The sequence below is a fragment of the Vibrio sp. Vb1980 genome (assembly GCF_033338615.1).
In the GTDB taxonomy this organism is placed as follows: domain Bacteria; phylum Pseudomonadota; class Gammaproteobacteria; order Enterobacterales; family Vibrionaceae; genus Vibrio; species Vibrio alginolyticus.
Genome location: NZ_JAWOSZ010000008.1, coordinates 76,854 through 94,305, shown reverse-complemented (window position 1 = coordinate 94,305; position 17,452 = coordinate 76,854). Strand labels below are relative to the sequence as shown.

The following is a 17,452-nucleotide window of genomic DNA, read 5'->3' as shown; positions in this document are numbered from 1 at the left end:
AGGAGCCATAGCGACATCAGGAATCTATTCACAGCAAGGCAGAGGCGTGGAGTGTACATCAGTGCATGAGCATCGACAGTTCAGTTCGGGTGAAAAGAAACGAGCAAGCTAATTACACAAATAAAAAAACGGAGCCCTAAAAGGACTCCGTTTAAGATGAGAACGCTAGTTATAGCATTACTTCTTAGCAAGTTTCTCTTTGATACGAGCAGACTTACCAGAACGCTCACGTAGGTAGTACAACTTGGCACGACGTACTGCACCACGGCGTTTAACTTCGATGCTATCAACGATTGGAGAGTGTGTTTGGAACGTACGCTCAACACCTTCACCGTTAGAGATCTTACGTACAGTGAAAGCAGAGTGTAGACCACGGTTACGGATTGCGATTACAACGCCTTCGAAAGCCTGTAGACGCTCACGGTCACCTTCTTTTACCTTAACTTGAACTACAACAGTGTCACCTGGTGCAAATTTAGGTAGGTCTGATTTCATTTGCTCTTCTTCAAGAGCTTTGATGATGTTACTCATTTTTTAAATTCCTAGAATAAACTGATACTAAATAAATTAGGTTACTTTGCGTTATGTTCTTTAATGGCTTTATGCTCATTAACAAACTCAGCAAGTAATTGTTCCTGTTCGTCAGTCAGAGCTAGGTTTTCCAGGAGCTCTGGTCTTCTTAGCCAAGTACGGCCCAACGACTGCTTGAGTCGCCATTGACGAATGTCCTTGTGATTGCCTGACATCAGTACAGCTGGTACCTCTTTGTCATCCAATACTTCTGGACGCGTATAGTGAGGACAATCTAACAAGCCATTTGCAAAAGAGTCTTCTTCTGCTGACGCGAAATCCCCTAGTACACCCGGAACAAACCGAGAGACAGAGTCGATTAACGTCATGGCTGGTATCTCACCACCCGTCATCACAAAATCACCAATCGACCATTCTTCGTCGACTTCAGATTGAATGATGCGCTCATCTACCCCTTCATAACGACCACAAATCAGAAGCAAGTTCTCATTCGTTGCCAGTTCTTCCACTCCTTTCTGGTCGAGCTTGCGACCTTGAGGAGAAAGGTAGATGACTTTCGTCTTGCCCGGTGAGGCTGCTTTCGCGGTATGAATGGCATCGCGCAAAGGCTGAACCATCATTAACATACCAGGGCCACCACCGTAAGGTCGGTCATCGACTGTGCGATGTTTGTCGTGAGTGAAATCTCTAGGATTCCAAGTCTCAATCGACAAAAGACCTTTTTTAACCGCTTGACCTGTTACTCCAAAATCAGTAACAGAACGGAACATTTCTGGAAAAAGGCTAATAACGCCAACCCACATGTTTATCTCGCTCTGTAATTTTGGAGATTAGAATCCAGGATCCCAGTCAACTTCGATCCGTTGAGCTTCGCGATCAACATTAATGATCACTTGCTCTTCAAGGAACGGGATTAATCGTTCCTTCTGCCCGAAAGCATCTTTAAGATTTGCTTTAACAACCAGAACATCGTTTGAGCCAGTTTCTAGCATGTCAGTAACGACACCTAGATCGTAACCTTTAGTAGTTACAACTTGCATCCCAAACAATTCGCGCCAGTAGAACTCATCTTCTGACAATTCAGGAAGTACCGCAGGGTCAATAGCAATTTCAAAGTTCGTCATTAGATGCGCGTCTTCACGAACATCCATGCCTTCCAGCTTAGCCACCATACCTTTGTTATGGCGCTTCCAGCTTTCTACTTTGTACTCAACCCACTTGCCCTTTTGGTTAATGTACCAAGGGCTGTAATCGAAAATGCTTTCAGCATTGTCTGTGTAGGAAAAAACCTTAAGCCAACCACGAATGCCGTAAGTAGCACCAAACTTGCCTACAACAATCTTTTCGTTGCTCATTGTTTCTTTACCTTTCATCGACATAAACTAGTTTCTACTTTTCAAGTAAAAAATTAAGCCGCTTTTTGAGCGTCTTTAACTAGCTTAGCAACACGGTCAGATACTGACGCGCCTTGACCAACCCAGTGGTTAACGCGGTCTAGGTCTAGACGTAGACCTTCTTCTTGACCTTTAGCAGTTGGGTTGAAGAAACCAACTTTCTCGATGAAACGGCCAGTTGCAGCGTTGCGGCTGTCCGCTACTACGATTTGATAAAATGGACGCTTTTTAGCGCCGTGACGTGCCAAACGAATGGTTACCATGTCGTCCTCTTTGCTTTCTCAAAAATAAAATTAACCCCAAAAACCATTCAAGAAATTAAACAGTTTGGGGTCTCGTGCCAAAATAAAGCTCCGGAATTTTACTCTTCTCCCGGAGCAATGCAAGGAGTTTAGTTACTTTTTCACCAACATAAATTGAATTTAAAGTTTGTGACGTACCTAACACCCTGAATCTATGCGTGATCGATTAATTAACGACCAAATGGGTTGAAGCCACCGCCACCCCCCATGCCGCCCATCATGCCTTGCATGTTGCGCATCATGCCTTTCATGCCACCTTTTTGCATCTTTTTCATCATTTTCTGCATTTGGGTGAACTGTTTTAGTAAGCGGTTTACATCTTGAACCTGCACACCAGAACCAGCCGCGATACGCTTCTTGCGCGAGCCCTTGATAATTTCTGGGCGTTGACGTTCTTTCATTGTCATGGAGCTGATGATCGCTTCCATCTGTTTGAACATCTTGTCATCGACTTTATCTTTCACATTGTCTGGTAGCTGGGACATTCCTGGAAGCTTATCCATCATCCCCATCATGCCGCCCATGTTTTGCATCTGGCCTAGCTGTTCACGGAAATCTTCAAGGTCGAAACCTTTCTTCTCTTTGAACTTCTTCGCTAACTTTTCTGCCTTTTCTTGGTCAACGTTGCGTTGTAGGTCTTCAATCAAAGACAGAACGTCACCCATGCCAAGAATACGTGAAGCAACACGATCTGGGTGGAACGGTTCTAGCGCGTCAGTTTTTTCACCGACACCCAAGAATTTGATTGGTTTGCCCGTGACATGGCGTACTGAAAGTGCCGCACCACCACGAGCATCACCATCAACCTTAGTTAGAACTACACCGGTAAGAGGTAGCGCATCGCCAAAGGCTTTTGCTGTATTTGCTGCGTCTTGACCCGTCATGGCGTCAACAACAAATAGCGTTTCTACTGGGTTGATAGCTGCGTGAAGATCTTTGATCTCCCCCATCATCTCTTCATCAATTGCCAAACGACCTGCGGTATCGACAATAAGTACGTCGTAGAATTTCTTCTTCGCATGGTCAATCGCTGCATTGGCGATATCAATAGGCTTTTGGTCTGGTGATGATGGGAAGAAGTCAACACCGATGTCTGATGCCAGTGTTTCAAGCTGCTTGATTGCCGCAGGACGGTAAACGTCGGCAGACACAACCAAGACTTTCTTCTTGTCACGTTCTTTTAGAAGCTTAGATAACTTACCTACCGATGTAGTTTTACCCGCACCTTGTAGACCAGCCATAAGAAGCACAGCAGGTGGTTGAGCAGCAAGGTTTAGCGCCTCATTCGACTCACCCATTACGGCTTCAAGTTCTGTTTGAACGATCTTGATAAATTCCTGACCTGGAGTCAGAGATTTAGAAACTTCTACGCCCACCGCTTTTTCTTTAACGCGGTTCACAAATTCACGAACGACCGGAAGCGCAACGTCAGCTTCAAGTAGAGCCATTCGGACTTCACGTAGGGTTTCTTTAATGTTGTCTTCGGTCAGACGACCTTTGCCACTGATATTTTTCAGCGTTTTGGATAATCGATCCGTTAAATTCTCAAACATCTTTGTCTCTTCGCTAAAATGGCGATTAATTAGTGTGAGTATACATTAGCCAAGGTCTGAGTCATACCCGTACCGCTGTCCTATTCTTGTCTCTATTTATATATGGTGCGGTAACTTATTAATTTCAATATCTCATCTCTCACGATTGATGTCGGATATAACGTAGCCCCAAAGTGTAATGCAAGGTATAATTTCTCCATTGTGCACAATAATATTTAGGATTCATGGATAGCTTAATAGCCATCGCGGCCGCCATACTTTATGTCTTGGCGATTGCGACCATCATACCCGGACTCTCACAACAGTCAGGAATCAAAGCAAAAACAGTGTTTGCTAGTGCTGCCTGTGCGCTTGTTTTTCATGCGTGGATTTTGAGTGATCTGATTTTTGATGGTTCAGGTCAAAACCTGAGTATTCTCAACGTGGCTTCTTTGATCAGTTTTATCATTTCTCTGGTCATGAGCCTTGCTATGTTGAAAAACCGACTGTGGTTTTTATTGCCAGTCGTTTATAGCTTTGCTGCCATCAATTTATCTGCTGCCACATTTTTGCCAAGCACGTTTATAAAGCACCTAGAGAATGACCCTAAGCTACTCATTCATATTTCATTTGCGCTCTTCTCATACGCGACTTTAACTATCGGGGCACTCTATGCGCTTCAGTTGGCTTGGCTGGATCACAAACTGAAAGCAAAAAAATCTTTGGCGATTAACCCAAACCTGCCGCCTCTATTAATGGTGGAGCGTCAACTCTTCAAAATTATTTTGATCGGTAACTTATTGTTAACTGCCACGCTCATTACTGGCTTTGTCTTTGTGCAGGATATGTTTGCCCAAGGTAAGGCACATAAGGGCATTCTTTCTTTCATCGCTTGGGTGGTGTACTCAATACTGCTTTGGGGTCACTATCAAAAAGGCTGGCGTGGTAGAAAAGTCACATGGTTCGCTGTTGCAGGAGCAACACTGTTAACTCTGGCATATTTTGGCAGTCGCTTTGTAAAAGAAATCATCTTGAATTAAGGAGCTCTAGGGCTCCTATCCTTTATATTTTAGGCTAGATAAAATACAGTACGCCTTAACTCTTTGACTTAACGGACTTACTCAACCGTTATATAACCCAATACTTACAAGGAACAGCAACGTTTTGGACGACATCTCTACGGGTATCTTGTTTGCGCTACTCGCGTGTCTTATCGTCATATCAGGTTACTTTTCCGGTTCAGAAACAGGGATGATGTCTCTGAATCGTTATCGCTTAAAACACTTAGCCAAAAACGGGCATAAGGGTGCTAAGCGAGTCGAAAGACTATTAGACCGTCCAGATCGTTTGATTGGTCTTATTCTTATCGGCAACAACCTCGTTAATATTCTCGCGTCCGCGATCGCGACCATTATTGGTATGCGTTTGTATGGTGATTTAGGTGTCGCTATCGCAACCGGTGCACTAACTATGGTTGTATTGGTTTTTGCCGAGGTTACCCCTAAAACAATTGCAGCGCTTTACCCTGAACGTGTGTCCTACGCGAGCAGTATATTATTGACCATACTGATGAAGTTACTGTCGCCTTTAGTGATGCTTGTTAACTTTATTACGAATGGCTTTATCCGCTTACTTGGTGTAAGAGCGGATCACTCAGCAGAAGATCATCTTAGCTCCGATGAGCTGCGTACGGTGGTAAATGAAGCTGGCGGTTTGATCCCTCGCCGACACCAAGACATGCTAGTGTCTATTTTAGATCTTGAGCACGTCACCGTGAACGACATTATGGTCCCACGCAATGAAATTACCGGTATTGATATTAACGACGACTGGAAATCCATTGTTCGCCAGCTAACACACTCACCACATGGGCGCATAGTTTTCTATCGTGACCAAATTGATGAAGTGGTTGGCATGCTGCGCTTGCGTGAAGCTTATCGTCTGATGTTGGAAAAGAACGAATTCAACAAAGAAACGCTATTACGTGCTGCTGATGAGGTCTATTACATCCCAGAAGGCACACCACTGAACGTGCAAATGTTAAAATTCCAACGTAACAAGCAACGTATCGGTCTGATCGTGGATGAGTACGGTGATATCATCGGTCTAATCACTCTTGAAGATATTCTGGAAGAGATCATTGGTGAGTTCACGACGTCCATTTCTCCAAGCCTCTCTGATGAAATCAGTCCTCAAGGTGACGGAAGCTTTCTTATTGAAGGCAGCACCAATATCCGAGATATCAACAAAGGCCTGAAATGGGATTTACCAACGGATGGCCCGAGAACGCTAAACGGGCTCATTTTAGAACACTTGGAAGATATTCCTGAGAGCCATCTAAGTGTGAGAGTAGCGGGTCACCCAATGGAACTTGTTGAGATTGAAGAGAACCGAATCAAGCTCGTTCGTGTTTATCCGAAGAAGAAAAAATCGACATCCAAATAACCAAAAGAAAAGCCTGACTCATGTCAGGCTTTTTACTTATTGGGGCAATATGCTTCTTAATGAGCACCTAGTCGATGCGCAACTCTTTTAACATCGACTCAGGCAAAGCAAGTTCATCATTTTTGTTCACCGAAACACCAGCATCCAAAATGTTCTTTGCGATCTGTTGTGCTTCTTTTAAAGAGTGCATTGCTGCCGTGCCGCATTGGTATTCGTTAAGTTCAGGGATCCTATTCTGACTTTCTACCTTCAGCACATCTTCCATTGCTGCAATCCAAGCATCTGCGACTTGCTGCTCTGATGGTGTGCCAATCAGGCTCATGTAAAAACCTGTGCGGCAACCCATAGGCGAAATATCGATGATCTCAACAGAATCACCGTTTAGGTGATTACGCATAAAGCCTGCATAAAGGTGCTCTAGGGTGTGAATACCTTTTTCAGAAAGAATGTCTTTGTTTGGCGCAGTAAAGCGTAAGTCGAAAACAGTAATCGTATCCCCTTTTGGGGTCTGCATGGTTTTCGCCACTCGCACTGCCGGTGCATTCATACGAGTGTGGTCCACGGTAAAACTATCGAGTAAAGGCATTACATCTCTCCTGATTGTAACTCCAGTACCTTTCGGTAATGGATAAATGTCATTCATCCCTACAGCACATGAACTGACTGTGGGCTAAAAGAACCAGCTGCTGTTGTCTTCTAATTCCTGACGACATTGCTTCAGCTGCCAGCCATAAGTTTTCGCTGTTTGTTCAACACGTCGAGCGACTTTGATTAAACTAGGCTTTCGATTATAAGTACCTCGTTTATACCCACCTCGCCCTTCATGATAAGCCAGATACTGGTTATAGGGATCCCATAATGAAATCCCTAGCTGACGCCGTGTTTCATGAGTATACCAACCGACAAACATCATAGAATCATCGAAGTTGGTACGAGAGCCACCCTGACCTGTGGCATCTTGGAAGTCTTCCCAAGCAGGGTCTTGAGCTTGAGCGTAACCATACGCACTGCTGACTCGTCCCCAAGGAATAAACCCTAGCAAATAATCTTTAGGTGGTTTTGCATCGTGCCGAAAGCTGCTTTCTTGTTTAATGATGGCCATAGCAACATGAATAGGGGTCCCCCATTCATCTTCCATATCTTTGGCATCATCGTACCAACCGGATTTCTCTCGGAATATCTCGCATAAGTTATTCTGCTGCTTTGGCGGTGCCGTAGCACAACCTGCAAGTAGCACGCTTCCAAGTACCGCTACTACTGACGACTTAATGTTCAACCGCACCAATCCTTAGTTAGTCATTACTGCTTCAGGTAAGCAAAGTAATCTTCCAAAAAATCATCAAAAGAAAGCGTGTCACTCTGCTCTGCTTGCTTTTGTTTTTCCACGGACGACGCTACTTCCGTTTCCATCGTATCTTGTGAGTAGTACTGATAACCGTGAGCTAGGTTTTCATCACGGTACTTCATACCAAGAGTACAACCAACTTTACCTAGCCCACCCAGCTCTTTCGTTAGCTCTAATAGTTGACCAGAGATCGTTAGTTCTGGGTTATCAATCCATGTCTCGAGTTGATTACACACATCTTGGTATGCACTGCCACCAGCGGTCATATCCATTTGCTGTGCTATTTGACGTAACTCGACGAAAACTCGGTGTGCCCAATCTTGTAGAGATAGACGTTCACCTTGACAACCAATTTGCAGCATTAGACCTTTTTCACGGCCAGAAACAATGACTTTATTCCAGTTATCGCGCCAACACTCTAATTCACAGTTATCCATAGGGTCTGAGTCTGACAAGGCCGCCCAGGTAAGGAAGAGATCCAAGAATCGTACTTGCTCTTCATTTAAGCCCACTGCGCTGAATGGGTTAACATCTAGAGAACGAACTTCAATGTATTCGACACCACCGCGTCGTAACGCATCTGAAGGCTTCTCACCACTTTTCGATACACGTTTTGGACGAATCGGAGCGTACAGTTCATTCTCAATTTGTAAGATATTGGAATTAAGCTGGCGGTATTCACCATCCACTTTTACCCCAATTTTCGCAAACTCTTCTGATGGGTGGCGAATCGCATCACTCAAACCATCGAGGTATTGGTCAATGCTGTTAAAACCAATTTTCAGCACACTTTGAGCACTATTGGTATAGCCAAGATCGCTCAAACGCAAAGACGTCGACTTCGGCAAATATAATGTCCCGCCAATCTTCTCGAATGGCAGATCGGTTTCACGACCTTGAATAAAAGAGCCACATAACGCTGGTGATGCACCAAAGAAGTAGGGAATCATCCAGCCAAAGCGGTAGTAATTACGGATCAACGCAAAGTACGCATCAGACTTAGCATCTTGGCGGGCTTGTTCATCTTGCTCGCCATAGAGCGCATCCCAAAATGTTTCAGGAAACGAGAAGTTAAAATGGACACCTGAAATAATTTGCATCAGGCTGCCATAGCGACGCTTTAGGCCTTCTCGGTACAGCGTTTTCATTTTCGCTGCATTCGAAGAGCCATACTGGGCTAACTGAATATCATCCTCTGAGCCCACGTAGCAAGGCATTGATAGTGGCCACATTTTCTCTTCACCCATTTTGGTTTGAGTGAAATGATGGATATCTTTCAGCTGTGCCATCAGTTCTGGAATTTCATGTGACACAGGCGTAATGAACTCTAACAATGATTCCGAAAAATCCGTTGTGATCCATTGATTTGTGAACGCAGAGCCTAACCCTTCAGGATGAGGAGTTGTAGCTAGATGTCCATCCTGACGATAGCGCAAAGTTTCTCGCTCAACACCGCGTCCAAACTGCTTAAATACTTCGGGGTTTGATGCAACTTTTTTTAGTCGCGCAGCAAAATCAGTCAAAATGAGGTTCGCTTATATTGGGAGCAGGACACTTGTTACATAACACAAGTGTAAGCTAAGTTATTGATAGTTAATGCATCTAGATAAATAACCCACGAAAAGTTGCTTATCTAGATGAATAGCGGAGACACGTTTCTCCGCTATTAAATGTGTACTCTATCGAATGATTTCAAGCTCTTCTACGTCTTTCCCCAACTTTTCTAATTGAGGACGTAACGATTTAGCATCACCAACGACGATAATTTGATAGTCATTTGGATCAAACCATTTCTGAGCCAGCGCATTCAACTTCTGCTTATCGACTTTTTCTACGATAGCGTTTCTTTGCTGCAAGTAATCATGATCGAGGTTGTATTTAAGAATATCACTGATGAGCTCCGCTTTTTGTGTTGGTGTTTCATATTTCAGTGCATCTTTTTGACCGACCGCTTGACGCATAAATTTCATCTCTTCATCAGTAATACCTGACTGCGAGTATTCATTTAGCTCATTTTCCATCTCAATGATCGAAGCAACCGTTGCATCCGCTCGTACTTGCGCGGTGAAAACCACCGAGCCTGTTTCTGGATTACCAGAGAAATATCCGTAAGCACCGTATGTGTAACCCTTGTCTTCACGTAGATTTTGGTTAATGCGGCTATTGAAGTTCCCAGCTAAGTTGAAGTTTGCCAGTTGGCTTAGGTAAAAATCGCCCGTTGCGTCGTAAGGCATACCTTGACGAACCATCATGACCACACTTTGCGGCGCTCCTGGTTTATCAACAAGATGGATCTTTTGCTCACCTAATGCAGCAATGCTTTGCGGTGCATACAATGGCGCAGCTTCATCTTGCCAGTTTTTCCAGAACGTCAGTTGCTGCTCAATTTCCTGTTGATCAATGTCACCAACAACGACGATTTGCGCACTTTGTGGCGTGTAATGCTTCGAGTAGAATTCACGGACATCATCCAACGTTAATGCACTGACACCTGCTTGCGTGCCGTCTTTTGGTCGAGCAAAAACCGAATCCCCATAGAGCACCTGGCGACTCGCTTGTGACGCCATCCAACTTGGATTTTGGTGCTCATATACCAGGCCTTCTAGCGCTTGCATTTTTACACGCTCGAAATCATCTTGATTAAATGCAGGAGACAGCAACATCTCTTCGACAATTTTTAACGTCGGCTCTAAGTTCTTTTCTAGAGCAGAAACACTGATGTTTGTTGTATAACCTGTGGCATTAACAGAGATAACACTACCCAGTTTATCAAGCTCAGCTTGAATCTCTTCGACACTGCGTTTCGTTGTACCTTCTTGCAACATCGCAGCGGTCAATTGGGCAAGACCTTCTTTACCCTTTTCAACAAAACGTGTCCCGGCAGGTAGACTAAATTGCATCATCACCGTCGGCGTTTCATCGCTAACTGCACCAAGCAGCTCTGAGCCATTCTCGAAATGTAACTCGTACAGCTCTGGCATCGTCGCTTTCACTGGTTCTCCTACTGGCGGTTGCACTGAGCGATCGAAGTTATCGGTCGCACGACGATACGCCAATTGGTCATCGGAAATTTTTTCATATTCTGGCAGCGTACGCTTTGGCGTCACAAAGGTCGCAGGTTTTACGACAAGGTCTGTTTTTCCTTTTGGGACCACGCTTAGGGTCACTTTGTTCTTACCTTGGATAAAGTCCGTATACGCTTTTTCTACCGAAGTCGGCGTAACTGCTCGGATTTGTTCAAGCTGTTGCTCAAGACGATCAGGATCGCCGAAAAATGTCTCGTTGGAAGCCAACTGAGTCACTTTACCTTTAACGCTTTCTAGCGCAAAAATAGCATCCGCTTCCGCTTTACCCTTCAACTGCTCAAGGCGATCTTCTGTCACGCCTTTTTCCGCAAACTGATTCAGTGATTGTAAAAGCTCGTCGTACAGTTTTGATAGGTCGCCTTTGTCTCCAGAATCACCCATTGCGTAAACGTAAAAGTTACACGCCAGTTCAGCACAATCATGGAATGAACCAGCATCGACCGCTTTTTGAGTCTTCACTAGGTCTTGATAGAGCACGCTGTTGGTACCGCCCCCCAATACTTCTGATAATGTATCGAGAGACGCTTGGCTTTCTTCGCCGTTGTAGGTTGTTGGCCACGCGATCATCACCATAGGTTGTTGAATACGATCTTCTAGAGTGATGTATTTGTCTTCTTGCAGTTTTGCAGGTTGTTTCGGCGCATTTTCAACCTCAGGACCACGAGGAATCGAACCGAAGTACTTATTTACCCACTCTAGAGTTTGTTCAACGTCTAAGTCACCACCGATCGTGATAGTCGCATTGTTTGGGCCATACCAACGCAAGAAAAACGCTTTGAGGTCGTTCACATCAACACGATCAAGATCTTCAACATAACCAATGGTTTGCCACGAATACGGATGACCTTCAGGATATAGCGCTTCGGACATGCGCTCCCAAATTAAGCCATAAGGACGATTATCGTAACGCTGGGCTCGCTCATTTTTTACAGTCGAACGCTGAATTTCAAATTTGCGTTGAGAAACCGCATCCAGCAAAAAGCCCATACGGTCAGACTCTAACCACAGCATTTTCTCGAGCTGGTTAGCAGGGACAGTTTCAAAGTAGTTAGTACGATCGCGGTTTGTTGTACCATTTAACGTGCCTCCAGCCTCTGTGATGATCCTGAAGTGCTCTTGGTCACCAACGTTCTCTGAACCTTGGAACATCATGTGCTCAAAGAAATGCGCAAAACCAGACTTACCCACTTCTTCACGAGCTGAACCAACATGGTAAGTCACATCCACATGGACCAATGGGTCAGAATCTTCAGGAGCTAAGATCACCGTTAAACCATTATCGAGTTTATACTTTTGGTATGGAATCTTAACTTTGCCTTCTTCAGCTTTCGATGACTCAACGAAAGTTACCCCTTTCGGCAGTGATGAAACTGGCGTATTTGATGCACAGCCCGTGATCACCAACAGTGAACACGCGCCAACCCAAAACATCTTCATGTACTTTCCTTAAAATAATCCGAGATAGATGACCGCAAGTAAGCTATACCTAGCAGCCTTTCCTAAAAATATTAAAATCACGCAAGGCAGAAACTTCATTCTTAGCCACCCTGCGGCTAAACACAGCGGGTCTCCAATTACAGGTAACCAGCTAAAAAATAATCCCCAATAGCCATACTTAGAGAGCCACTTTAATGCGGTATGACCGTGCTTTTCCTCTTGTGCTTTGTTGGGAATCCACAAGCCAAGCCAATAATTTGTTAAGCCACCAAGCGTATTACCGATAGTAGCGACCATAACAATTGAAGAAACGGAGTATTGATTTAATGAGAGAGTGGCAACTAAGCCCGCCTCAGAACCACCAGGCAACAACGTGGCACTGAGAAAACCGGTCATGAAAAGCACCCATAATGCTGAATCTGAAAACCAAAGCGCTAAACTTTCAAAACTCGTGTTAAATGCTTCTAGCATGTCATATCAAGCAACACCTTGCCTCTGGTTCTTCCTGATTCGACCTGCTGGTGAGCACCAATGACATCACTCATAGGATAAACCTGTTGAATTTCAGTCTTCAGTAAGCCAACGCCGACCATATACAACAAGGTATCTAACTGCGCAGGGTCTGGTTCAACCAACATGCCACTAGCCTCAAAGCCTAGGAGTTTGGCTTTTTCACAAATCAGCTCAGCTGTGATGGTTGGAACGGTGATGACTCTCGCATTGTCTTTCAGGCATTTAAGCGCATCTAACGCAGCATCTCCGCCTACTAAATCAATCAAAACATCAACATCTTCAACACGTTCTGACACTGGTGCAAATTGATAGTTCACTGCATGAGCACCGAGCGTCGCAAGGTAGTCTAGATTTCGTTCACTGCAGGTTGTAAAGACTTCCGCTTTCGTCGCGATCGCAATTTGTACCGCGAGGTGTCCAACACCACCGGCTCCAGCGAGGATAAGTACGCGATCATTTTCCGTCACATTAGCCTTACTGAGAGCTTGTGCCGCAGTTTGTCCCGCCAACGGTAATGCAGCAGCTGCTTCTAAAGTGACAGAGCTAGGAACATGACTTAACTCAGTTTCTGGAACACATATGCATTGGCTGTAACCACCGCCTCGAACTGGGAAACCAATAAATCCAGCCACCTCATCACCTTCATTAAAACGTGATACCCCCTCTCCACAAGACATCACTTTTCCTGAGATGTCGTAACCTGGCACCCAAGGTAAATTATCCTTATTCTGCGCTGCCGCCCAACCGAGCCCAGCTCGAGTTTTGACATCAATAGGATTTACGCCTGAAAAAGCGACTTTTACTAAGACTTCACCAGGCTGTGGTGATGGTGTAGAAGCATGTTGAATCGCGAGTACGTTGGCATCACCAAACTCAGTGATAACGATCTGTTTGTGTTCCATAAACCATTCCCTGCAAGAAAACAAAAAGGGATGCGAAAGCATCCCTTTGACTATAAACCATTTTGTTAACCTAAGTTAATCGTGATTTTGTAAATTGGTTGATCATTCCATTTTCAATAATGTCTAACCAACAAGTGCTAACAATATACCAGCCGCAACGGCTGAACCCAGCACACCAGCAACGTTTGGTCCCATCGCATGCATTAACAAGAAGTTTTGCGGGTTAGCTTGTAAACCAACTTTGTTTACGACTCGCGCGGCCATTGGTACCGCAGAAACGCCAGCCGCACCAATAAGTGGGTTGATGTCTTCTTTCGAGAACTTGTTAAGCAGTTTCGCCATCAGGACGCCCGCACCAGTACCGATACTAAATGCAACTGCGCCTAACCCCAAGATACCTAACGTTTCTAGGTTCAAGAACTGCTCAGCTTGCAGCTTAGAACCAACACCAAGACCTAAAAAGATAGTCACTATGTTGATCAATTCATTTTGAGCAGTTTTCGATAAACGATCGACCACACCAGCTTCACGCATCAAGTTACCCAAACAGAACATACCAACCAATGGCGTAGCTGAAGGTAAGAACAGAATCGTCATCAGTAATACAGCAAGCGGGAAGATGACTTTCTCCCATTTACCAACATGACGAAGCTGAGCCATCTTAATTTGACGCTCTTCCTTGGTTGTCAGTGCTTTCATGATTGGTGGCTGGATAATCGGCACCAATGCCATATAGCTGTATGCCGCGACTGCAATCGCACCTAGCAGATCTGGAGAGAGCTTACTCGCTAAGAAAATCGCTGTCGGCCCATCAGCACCACCGATGATCGCGATAGACGAAGCATCTGCCATGGAGAACTCCATGCCAGGTACATAGTTGAGCAAAATAGCGCCAAACAGTGTTGCAAAAATACCAAACTGCGCAGCCGCACCTAACCACAACGTTTTTGGGTTTGCGATCAAAGCACCAAAGTCGGTCATCGCGCCCACACCCATGAAGATCAATAGCGGGAACACACCCGATTCAATCCCAATGTAGTAAACGTAGTAGAGCAAGCCACCAGGCTCAGTAAAGCCAGCATTTGGAATATTCGCCAAAATAGCACCGAAACCAATCGGCAATAACAGTAAAGGTTCAAATCCTTTTTTAATTGCCAAAAACAGCAAAGTACAACCAACCAGCATCATACAGATTTGGCCGAACTCGAAGTTAGCGATCCCTGTTTCTGCCCAAAGGGTTAACAATCCGTCCATGATACTCCCTTACGCTAGGCTCAACAGAGGCGCACCTACTGTGACAGCATCGCCTTCTTTAACGTTCAGCTCTTGAACCACACCACCACGCGCCGCTCGTACTTCAGTTTCCATTTTCATCGCTTCAAGGATGAGCAATACATCGCCTTCAGCTACCTCAGCACCAGGCTGAACATTCACTTTGAAGATGTTACCTGCAAGAGGAGCAGGCACCGCTTCAGCTGAAGCATTAGAAGGTGTGCTAGGTGTAGCCGATTTTGCCGGTGCATTAGAAGGAGCAACAGATGTCAGTTCACCTTGAGGGCCAACTTCCACCTCATACACCTGCCCGTCAACACGTACACTATAAGTTTCTACACCACCAGTTGCTGGTTGAGCTGCAGGTACAGCAGGCTTCGCAGCTTCTAGCGTTGGTGCTGGCTCAAATGCTTCTGGGTTTTCACGATTCTTAAGGAACTTAAGCCCAACTTGAGGGAAAAGTGCATAAGTGAGTACGTCATCAACACGCTCACTTGCTAGCTTAATGCCTTCTGATTTCGCTTTCTCCATCAGATCAACCGTAAGCGTCTCCATTTCAGGCTCAAGTAAATCGGCAGGACGACAGCTAATTGGCTCTTTACCATCAAGCACTTTCGCTTGCAGTTCTGCATTTAACTCGGCTGGCGCTTGACCGTACTCACCTTTCAATAGGCCAGCGGTTTCCTTGGTAATACTCTTATAGCGCTCGCCAGTAAGAACGTTAATCACCGCTTGCGTACCGACGATCTGTGAAGTTGGAGTCACCAATGGAATGAAACCAAGATCTTTACGTACACGAGGGATCTCTTCTAATACTTCATCAATGCGATCCGCAGCGCCCTGCTCTTTCAACTGGCCTTCCATATTGGTCAACATACCACCAGGCACTTGGGCAATCAGGATGCGTGAATCGACTCCTTTTAACTGGCCTTCCCACTTCGCATACTTCTTACGTACCTCACGGAAATATGCGGCGATAGGTTCCAGTTGCTCGAGTTTCAAATTGGTATCTCGCTCGGTGCCTTCTAGCATAGCGACTACCGTTTCAGTCGGTGTATGGCCGTAGGTACAACTCATTGAAGAAATCGCAGTATCAAGAATATCAATACCGGCTTCTACTGCTTTTACCGCTGTTGCTGTAGACAGCCCCGTTGTTGCATGACAATGAAGTGCCAATGGCACATCACAAGACGCTTTGATACGCGTGATAAGCTCTTCCGCTTCATAAGGCTTAAGTAAGCCAGACATATCTTTAATACACAGCGAATGACAACCTAAATCCTCTAGGCGTTTTGCCAAGTCAACCCAAGTGTCTGCGTTATGCACTGGGCTCGTTGTGTAAGACAACGTACCTTGAGCATGCGCACCAACATCAACCGTTGCTTTCACGGCTTTCTGGAAGTTTCGCACGTCATTCATTGCATCAAAAATACGGAATACATCCATGCCGTTAGCATGCGCGCGTTCAACAAACTTTTCTACTACGTCGTCGGCATAATGGCGGTATCCTAAAAGGTTTTGACCACGCAGTAGCATTTGCATTGGTGTATTAGGCATCGCTTTTTTTAGTTCACGTAAACGCTCCCAAGGGTCTTCCCCTAAGAATCGAATACAAGAATCAAATGTTGCACCACCCCAAGTCTCTAGAGACCAGTAACCAACCTTATCCAACTCAGCTGCGATAGGCAGCATATCCTCAATACGCATACGCGTAGCAAATAGTGATTGATGGGCATCACGAAGGACCACATCAGTAATAGCTAGTGGTTTAGACATGCTCTTAAACTCCTTTTTAATCCTAGTTCGGCTACTTCGCGAATGAGGCGCGATGTTTATGAATCGCAGCCGAGATCGCCGCCACTACTTGTGGACTAACAGCTGAAGAGGTTGATTGAATATTAGTGTTTGTTTTTGGTGCTGCGATCGGCTCTGGTACTTCTTCTGGTACCAATTTCGACATTAACCGAACGAGATAAACAAGAATAGTGAGGAAAATAAATACGACCGCCATCCCCGTTAGCATCAGGGTGGCCGCATCTACTAGCAGGCTTCCTATATTAGTCATGTTGCTTCCTTTCTTTGTCATCCTGACAACGTGCAGGACTTTAATAGTGTCAAATCCCGACCCATGGATTATCTCGATTGGTTAAATTTTGTCAATTTTGTTTAAGGAAGGTTTGTAGTAATCCTGATAAATGATTATTTATTCACTACCCAGATCACAGTTCATGACAAAATAATCACTTCAAATCGCTATCACCTTACGAACAGAGTAAAGGAGGACATAAATAAAAACTGCGATTTAGATTTCAAAATCAAATCGGGACTCACGCAGTAAAAACCAACAAAAACAAAAAGATGAACAAGATTAACAATAAATAAACAAATAACAAACAAAGTGACTACATGAGAGTGATTGAAATGAAAAATGGAAGTCAGTGTATAGGAGGGATAATCAGGATGATTTCACACGATGCGACAGAAGCTTGATAGCAAATTGCTTAGATACGCACATATTCGCTTTTAAAAAAGAGGAACATAGGCTCTAGTGATCCTACGCCATATTTCAGATGTCTAGATACAAAAAAGCCTCGCAATTGCGAGGCTGTTTCAATGAGTGGCGCGTCCTGGAGGATTCGAACCTCCGACCGCCTGGTTCGTAGCCAGGTACTCTATCCAGCTGAGCTAAGGAC

Annotated in this window: 16 protein-coding genes; 2 read left to right on the top strand and 14 right to left on the bottom strand. The window is 44.8% G+C overall.

Annotated features, from left to right (window positions below; translation table 11 throughout):
• Positions 1-177: 177 nt before the first annotated feature.
• The 5 genes from rplS to ffh form a co-directional block, all read right to left on the bottom strand.
• A complete protein-coding gene (gene rplS / locus R7F64_RS14020; RefSeq protein WP_005379971.1) occupies positions 178-531 on the bottom strand; it encodes a 50S ribosomal protein L19 in 354 nt (117 codons plus the stop codon).
• A 41-nt stretch (positions 532-572) separates the two neighbouring features.
• Positions 573-1,334 (bottom strand): tRNA (guanosine(37)-N1)-methyltransferase TrmD, encoded by a 762-nt coding sequence (gene trmD / locus R7F64_RS14015; RefSeq protein ID WP_005385420.1) that lies wholly within the window; start codon positions 1,332-1,334, stop codon positions 573-575.
• A gap of 27 nt (positions 1,335-1,361) precedes the next feature.
• Entirely contained in the window at positions 1,362-1,910 is a 549-nt protein-coding gene (rimM, locus tag R7F64_RS14010) for a ribosome maturation factor RimM (RefSeq protein WP_005379964.1), read from the bottom strand.
• A 29-nt stretch (positions 1,911-1,939) separates the two neighbouring features.
• Positions 1,940-2,188 (bottom strand): 30S ribosomal protein S16, encoded by a 249-nt coding sequence (gene rpsP, locus R7F64_RS14005; RefSeq protein WP_005379962.1) that lies wholly within the window; start codon positions 2,186-2,188, stop codon positions 1,940-1,942.
• A gap of 209 nt (positions 2,189-2,397) precedes the next feature.
• Positions 2,398-3,780, bottom strand: coding sequence for a signal recognition particle protein (gene ffh / locus R7F64_RS14000; RefSeq protein WP_005385423.1), 1,383 nt, complete (start codon positions 3,778-3,780; stop codon positions 2,398-2,400).
• A 224-nt stretch (positions 3,781-4,004) separates the two neighbouring features.
• Here ffh and R7F64_RS13995 point away from each other — a divergent pair, with 224 nt between their 5' ends.
• The gene (locus R7F64_RS13995; RefSeq protein ID WP_005379950.1) at positions 4,005-4,799 is read left to right on the top strand and encodes an inner membrane protein YpjD; all 795 of its coding nucleotides are present in this window, start codon (positions 4,005-4,007) and stop codon (positions 4,797-4,799) included.
• A 124-nt stretch (positions 4,800-4,923) separates the two neighbouring features.
• A complete protein-coding gene (locus tag R7F64_RS13990; RefSeq protein WP_005379948.1) occupies positions 4,924-6,204 on the top strand; it encodes an HlyC/CorC family transporter in 1,281 nt (426 codons plus the stop codon).
• Between the two features lie 67 nt (positions 6,205-6,271).
• Here R7F64_RS13990 and luxS read toward each other — a convergent pair whose 3' ends face one another.
• The 9 genes from luxS to R7F64_RS13945 all read right to left on the bottom strand — a co-directional run bounded on the left by luxS (position 6,272) and on the right by R7F64_RS13945 (position 16,824).
• On the bottom strand, positions 6,272-6,790 hold the full coding sequence (gene luxS / locus R7F64_RS13985) for an S-ribosylhomocysteine lyase (protein ID WP_047102662.1): 519 nt from the start codon (positions 6,788-6,790) through the stop codon (positions 6,272-6,274).
• Between the two features lie 84 nt (positions 6,791-6,874).
• Positions 6,875-7,480, bottom strand: coding sequence for a hypothetical protein (locus tag R7F64_RS13980; protein ID WP_005379943.1), 606 nt, complete (start codon positions 7,478-7,480; stop codon positions 6,875-6,877).
• Between the two features lie 23 nt (positions 7,481-7,503).
• A complete protein-coding gene (gene gshA / locus R7F64_RS13975) occupies positions 7,504-9,072 on the bottom strand; it encodes a glutamate--cysteine ligase (protein ID WP_005385430.1) in 1,569 nt (522 codons plus the stop codon).
• A gap of 156 nt (positions 9,073-9,228) precedes the next feature.
• Entirely contained in the window at positions 9,229-12,072 is a 2,844-nt protein-coding gene (locus tag R7F64_RS13970; protein WP_262650462.1) for a M16 family metallopeptidase, read from the bottom strand.
• Positions 12,073-12,081: 9 nt separating this feature from the next.
• A complete protein-coding gene (locus R7F64_RS13965; protein WP_025768180.1) occupies positions 12,082-12,543 on the bottom strand; it encodes a YqaA family protein in 462 nt (153 codons plus the stop codon).
• Positions 12,537-13,487 (bottom strand): NADP-dependent oxidoreductase, encoded by a 951-nt coding sequence (locus R7F64_RS13960; RefSeq protein WP_318071803.1) that lies wholly within the window; start codon positions 13,485-13,487, stop codon positions 12,537-12,539. The genes R7F64_RS13965 and R7F64_RS13960 overlap by 7 nt, the downstream gene beginning before the upstream one ends.
• Before the next feature lie 123 nt (positions 13,488-13,610).
• Positions 13,611-14,741, bottom strand: coding sequence for a sodium ion-translocating decarboxylase subunit beta (locus tag R7F64_RS13955; protein ID WP_005379935.1), 1,131 nt, complete (start codon positions 14,739-14,741; stop codon positions 13,611-13,613).
• 9 nt (positions 14,742-14,750) lie between these two features.
• A complete protein-coding gene (gene oadA, locus R7F64_RS13950) occupies positions 14,751-16,535 on the bottom strand; it encodes a sodium-extruding oxaloacetate decarboxylase subunit alpha (RefSeq protein WP_104979686.1) in 1,785 nt (594 codons plus the stop codon).
• Positions 16,536-16,566: 31 nt separating this feature from the next.
• Positions 16,567-16,824 carry an oxaloacetate decarboxylase subunit gamma gene (locus R7F64_RS13945; protein ID WP_005379932.1) on the bottom strand — a complete coding sequence of 86 codons (258 nt, stop codon included), beginning with the start codon at positions 16,822-16,824 and terminating at the stop codon, positions 16,567-16,569.
• Positions 16,825-17,452 lie beyond the last annotated feature (628 nt).

Coding starts and splice junctions, on each gene's coding strand:
- rimM (WP_005379964.1), bottom strand. CDS start 1,910: ATGTCGATGAAAGGTAAAGAAACAATGAGCAACGAAAAGATTGTTGTA.
- rpsP (WP_005379962.1), bottom strand. CDS start 2,188: ATGGTAACCATTCGTTTGGCACGTCACGGCGCTAAAAAGCGTCCATTT.
- oadA (WP_104979686.1), bottom strand. CDS start 16,535: ATGTCTAAACCACTAGCTATTACTGATGTGGTCCTTCGTGATGCCCAT.
- R7F64_RS13960 (WP_318071803.1), bottom strand. CDS start 13,487: ATGGAACACAAACAGATCGTTATCACTGAGTTTGGTGATGCCAACGTA.
- R7F64_RS13965 (WP_025768180.1), bottom strand. CDS start 12,543: ATGCTAGAAGCATTTAACACGAGTTTTGAAAGTTTAGCGCTTTGGTTT.
- trmD (WP_005385420.1), bottom strand. CDS start 1,334: ATGTGGGTTGGCGTTATTAGCCTTTTTCCAGAAATGTTCCGTTCTGTT.
- R7F64_RS13995 (WP_005379950.1), top strand. CDS start 4,005: ATGGATAGCTTAATAGCCATCGCGGCCGCCATACTTTATGTCTTGGCG.
- rplS (WP_005379971.1), bottom strand. CDS start 531: ATGAGTAACATCATCAAAGCTCTTGAAGAAGAGCAAATGAAATCAGAC.
- ffh (WP_005385423.1), bottom strand. CDS start 3,780: ATGTTTGAGAATTTAACGGATCGATTATCCAAAACGCTGAAAAATATC.
- R7F64_RS13955 (WP_005379935.1), bottom strand. CDS start 14,741: ATGGACGGATTGTTAACCCTTTGGGCAGAAACAGGGATCGCTAACTTC.
- R7F64_RS13945 (WP_005379932.1), bottom strand. CDS start 16,824: ATGACTAATATAGGAAGCCTGCTAGTAGATGCGGCCACCCTGATGCTA.
- luxS (WP_047102662.1), bottom strand. CDS start 6,790: ATGCCTTTACTCGATAGTTTTACCGTGGACCACACTCGTATGAATGCA.
- R7F64_RS13970 (WP_262650462.1), bottom strand. CDS start 12,072: ATGAAGATGTTTTGGGTTGGCGCGTGTTCACTGTTGGTGATCACGGGC.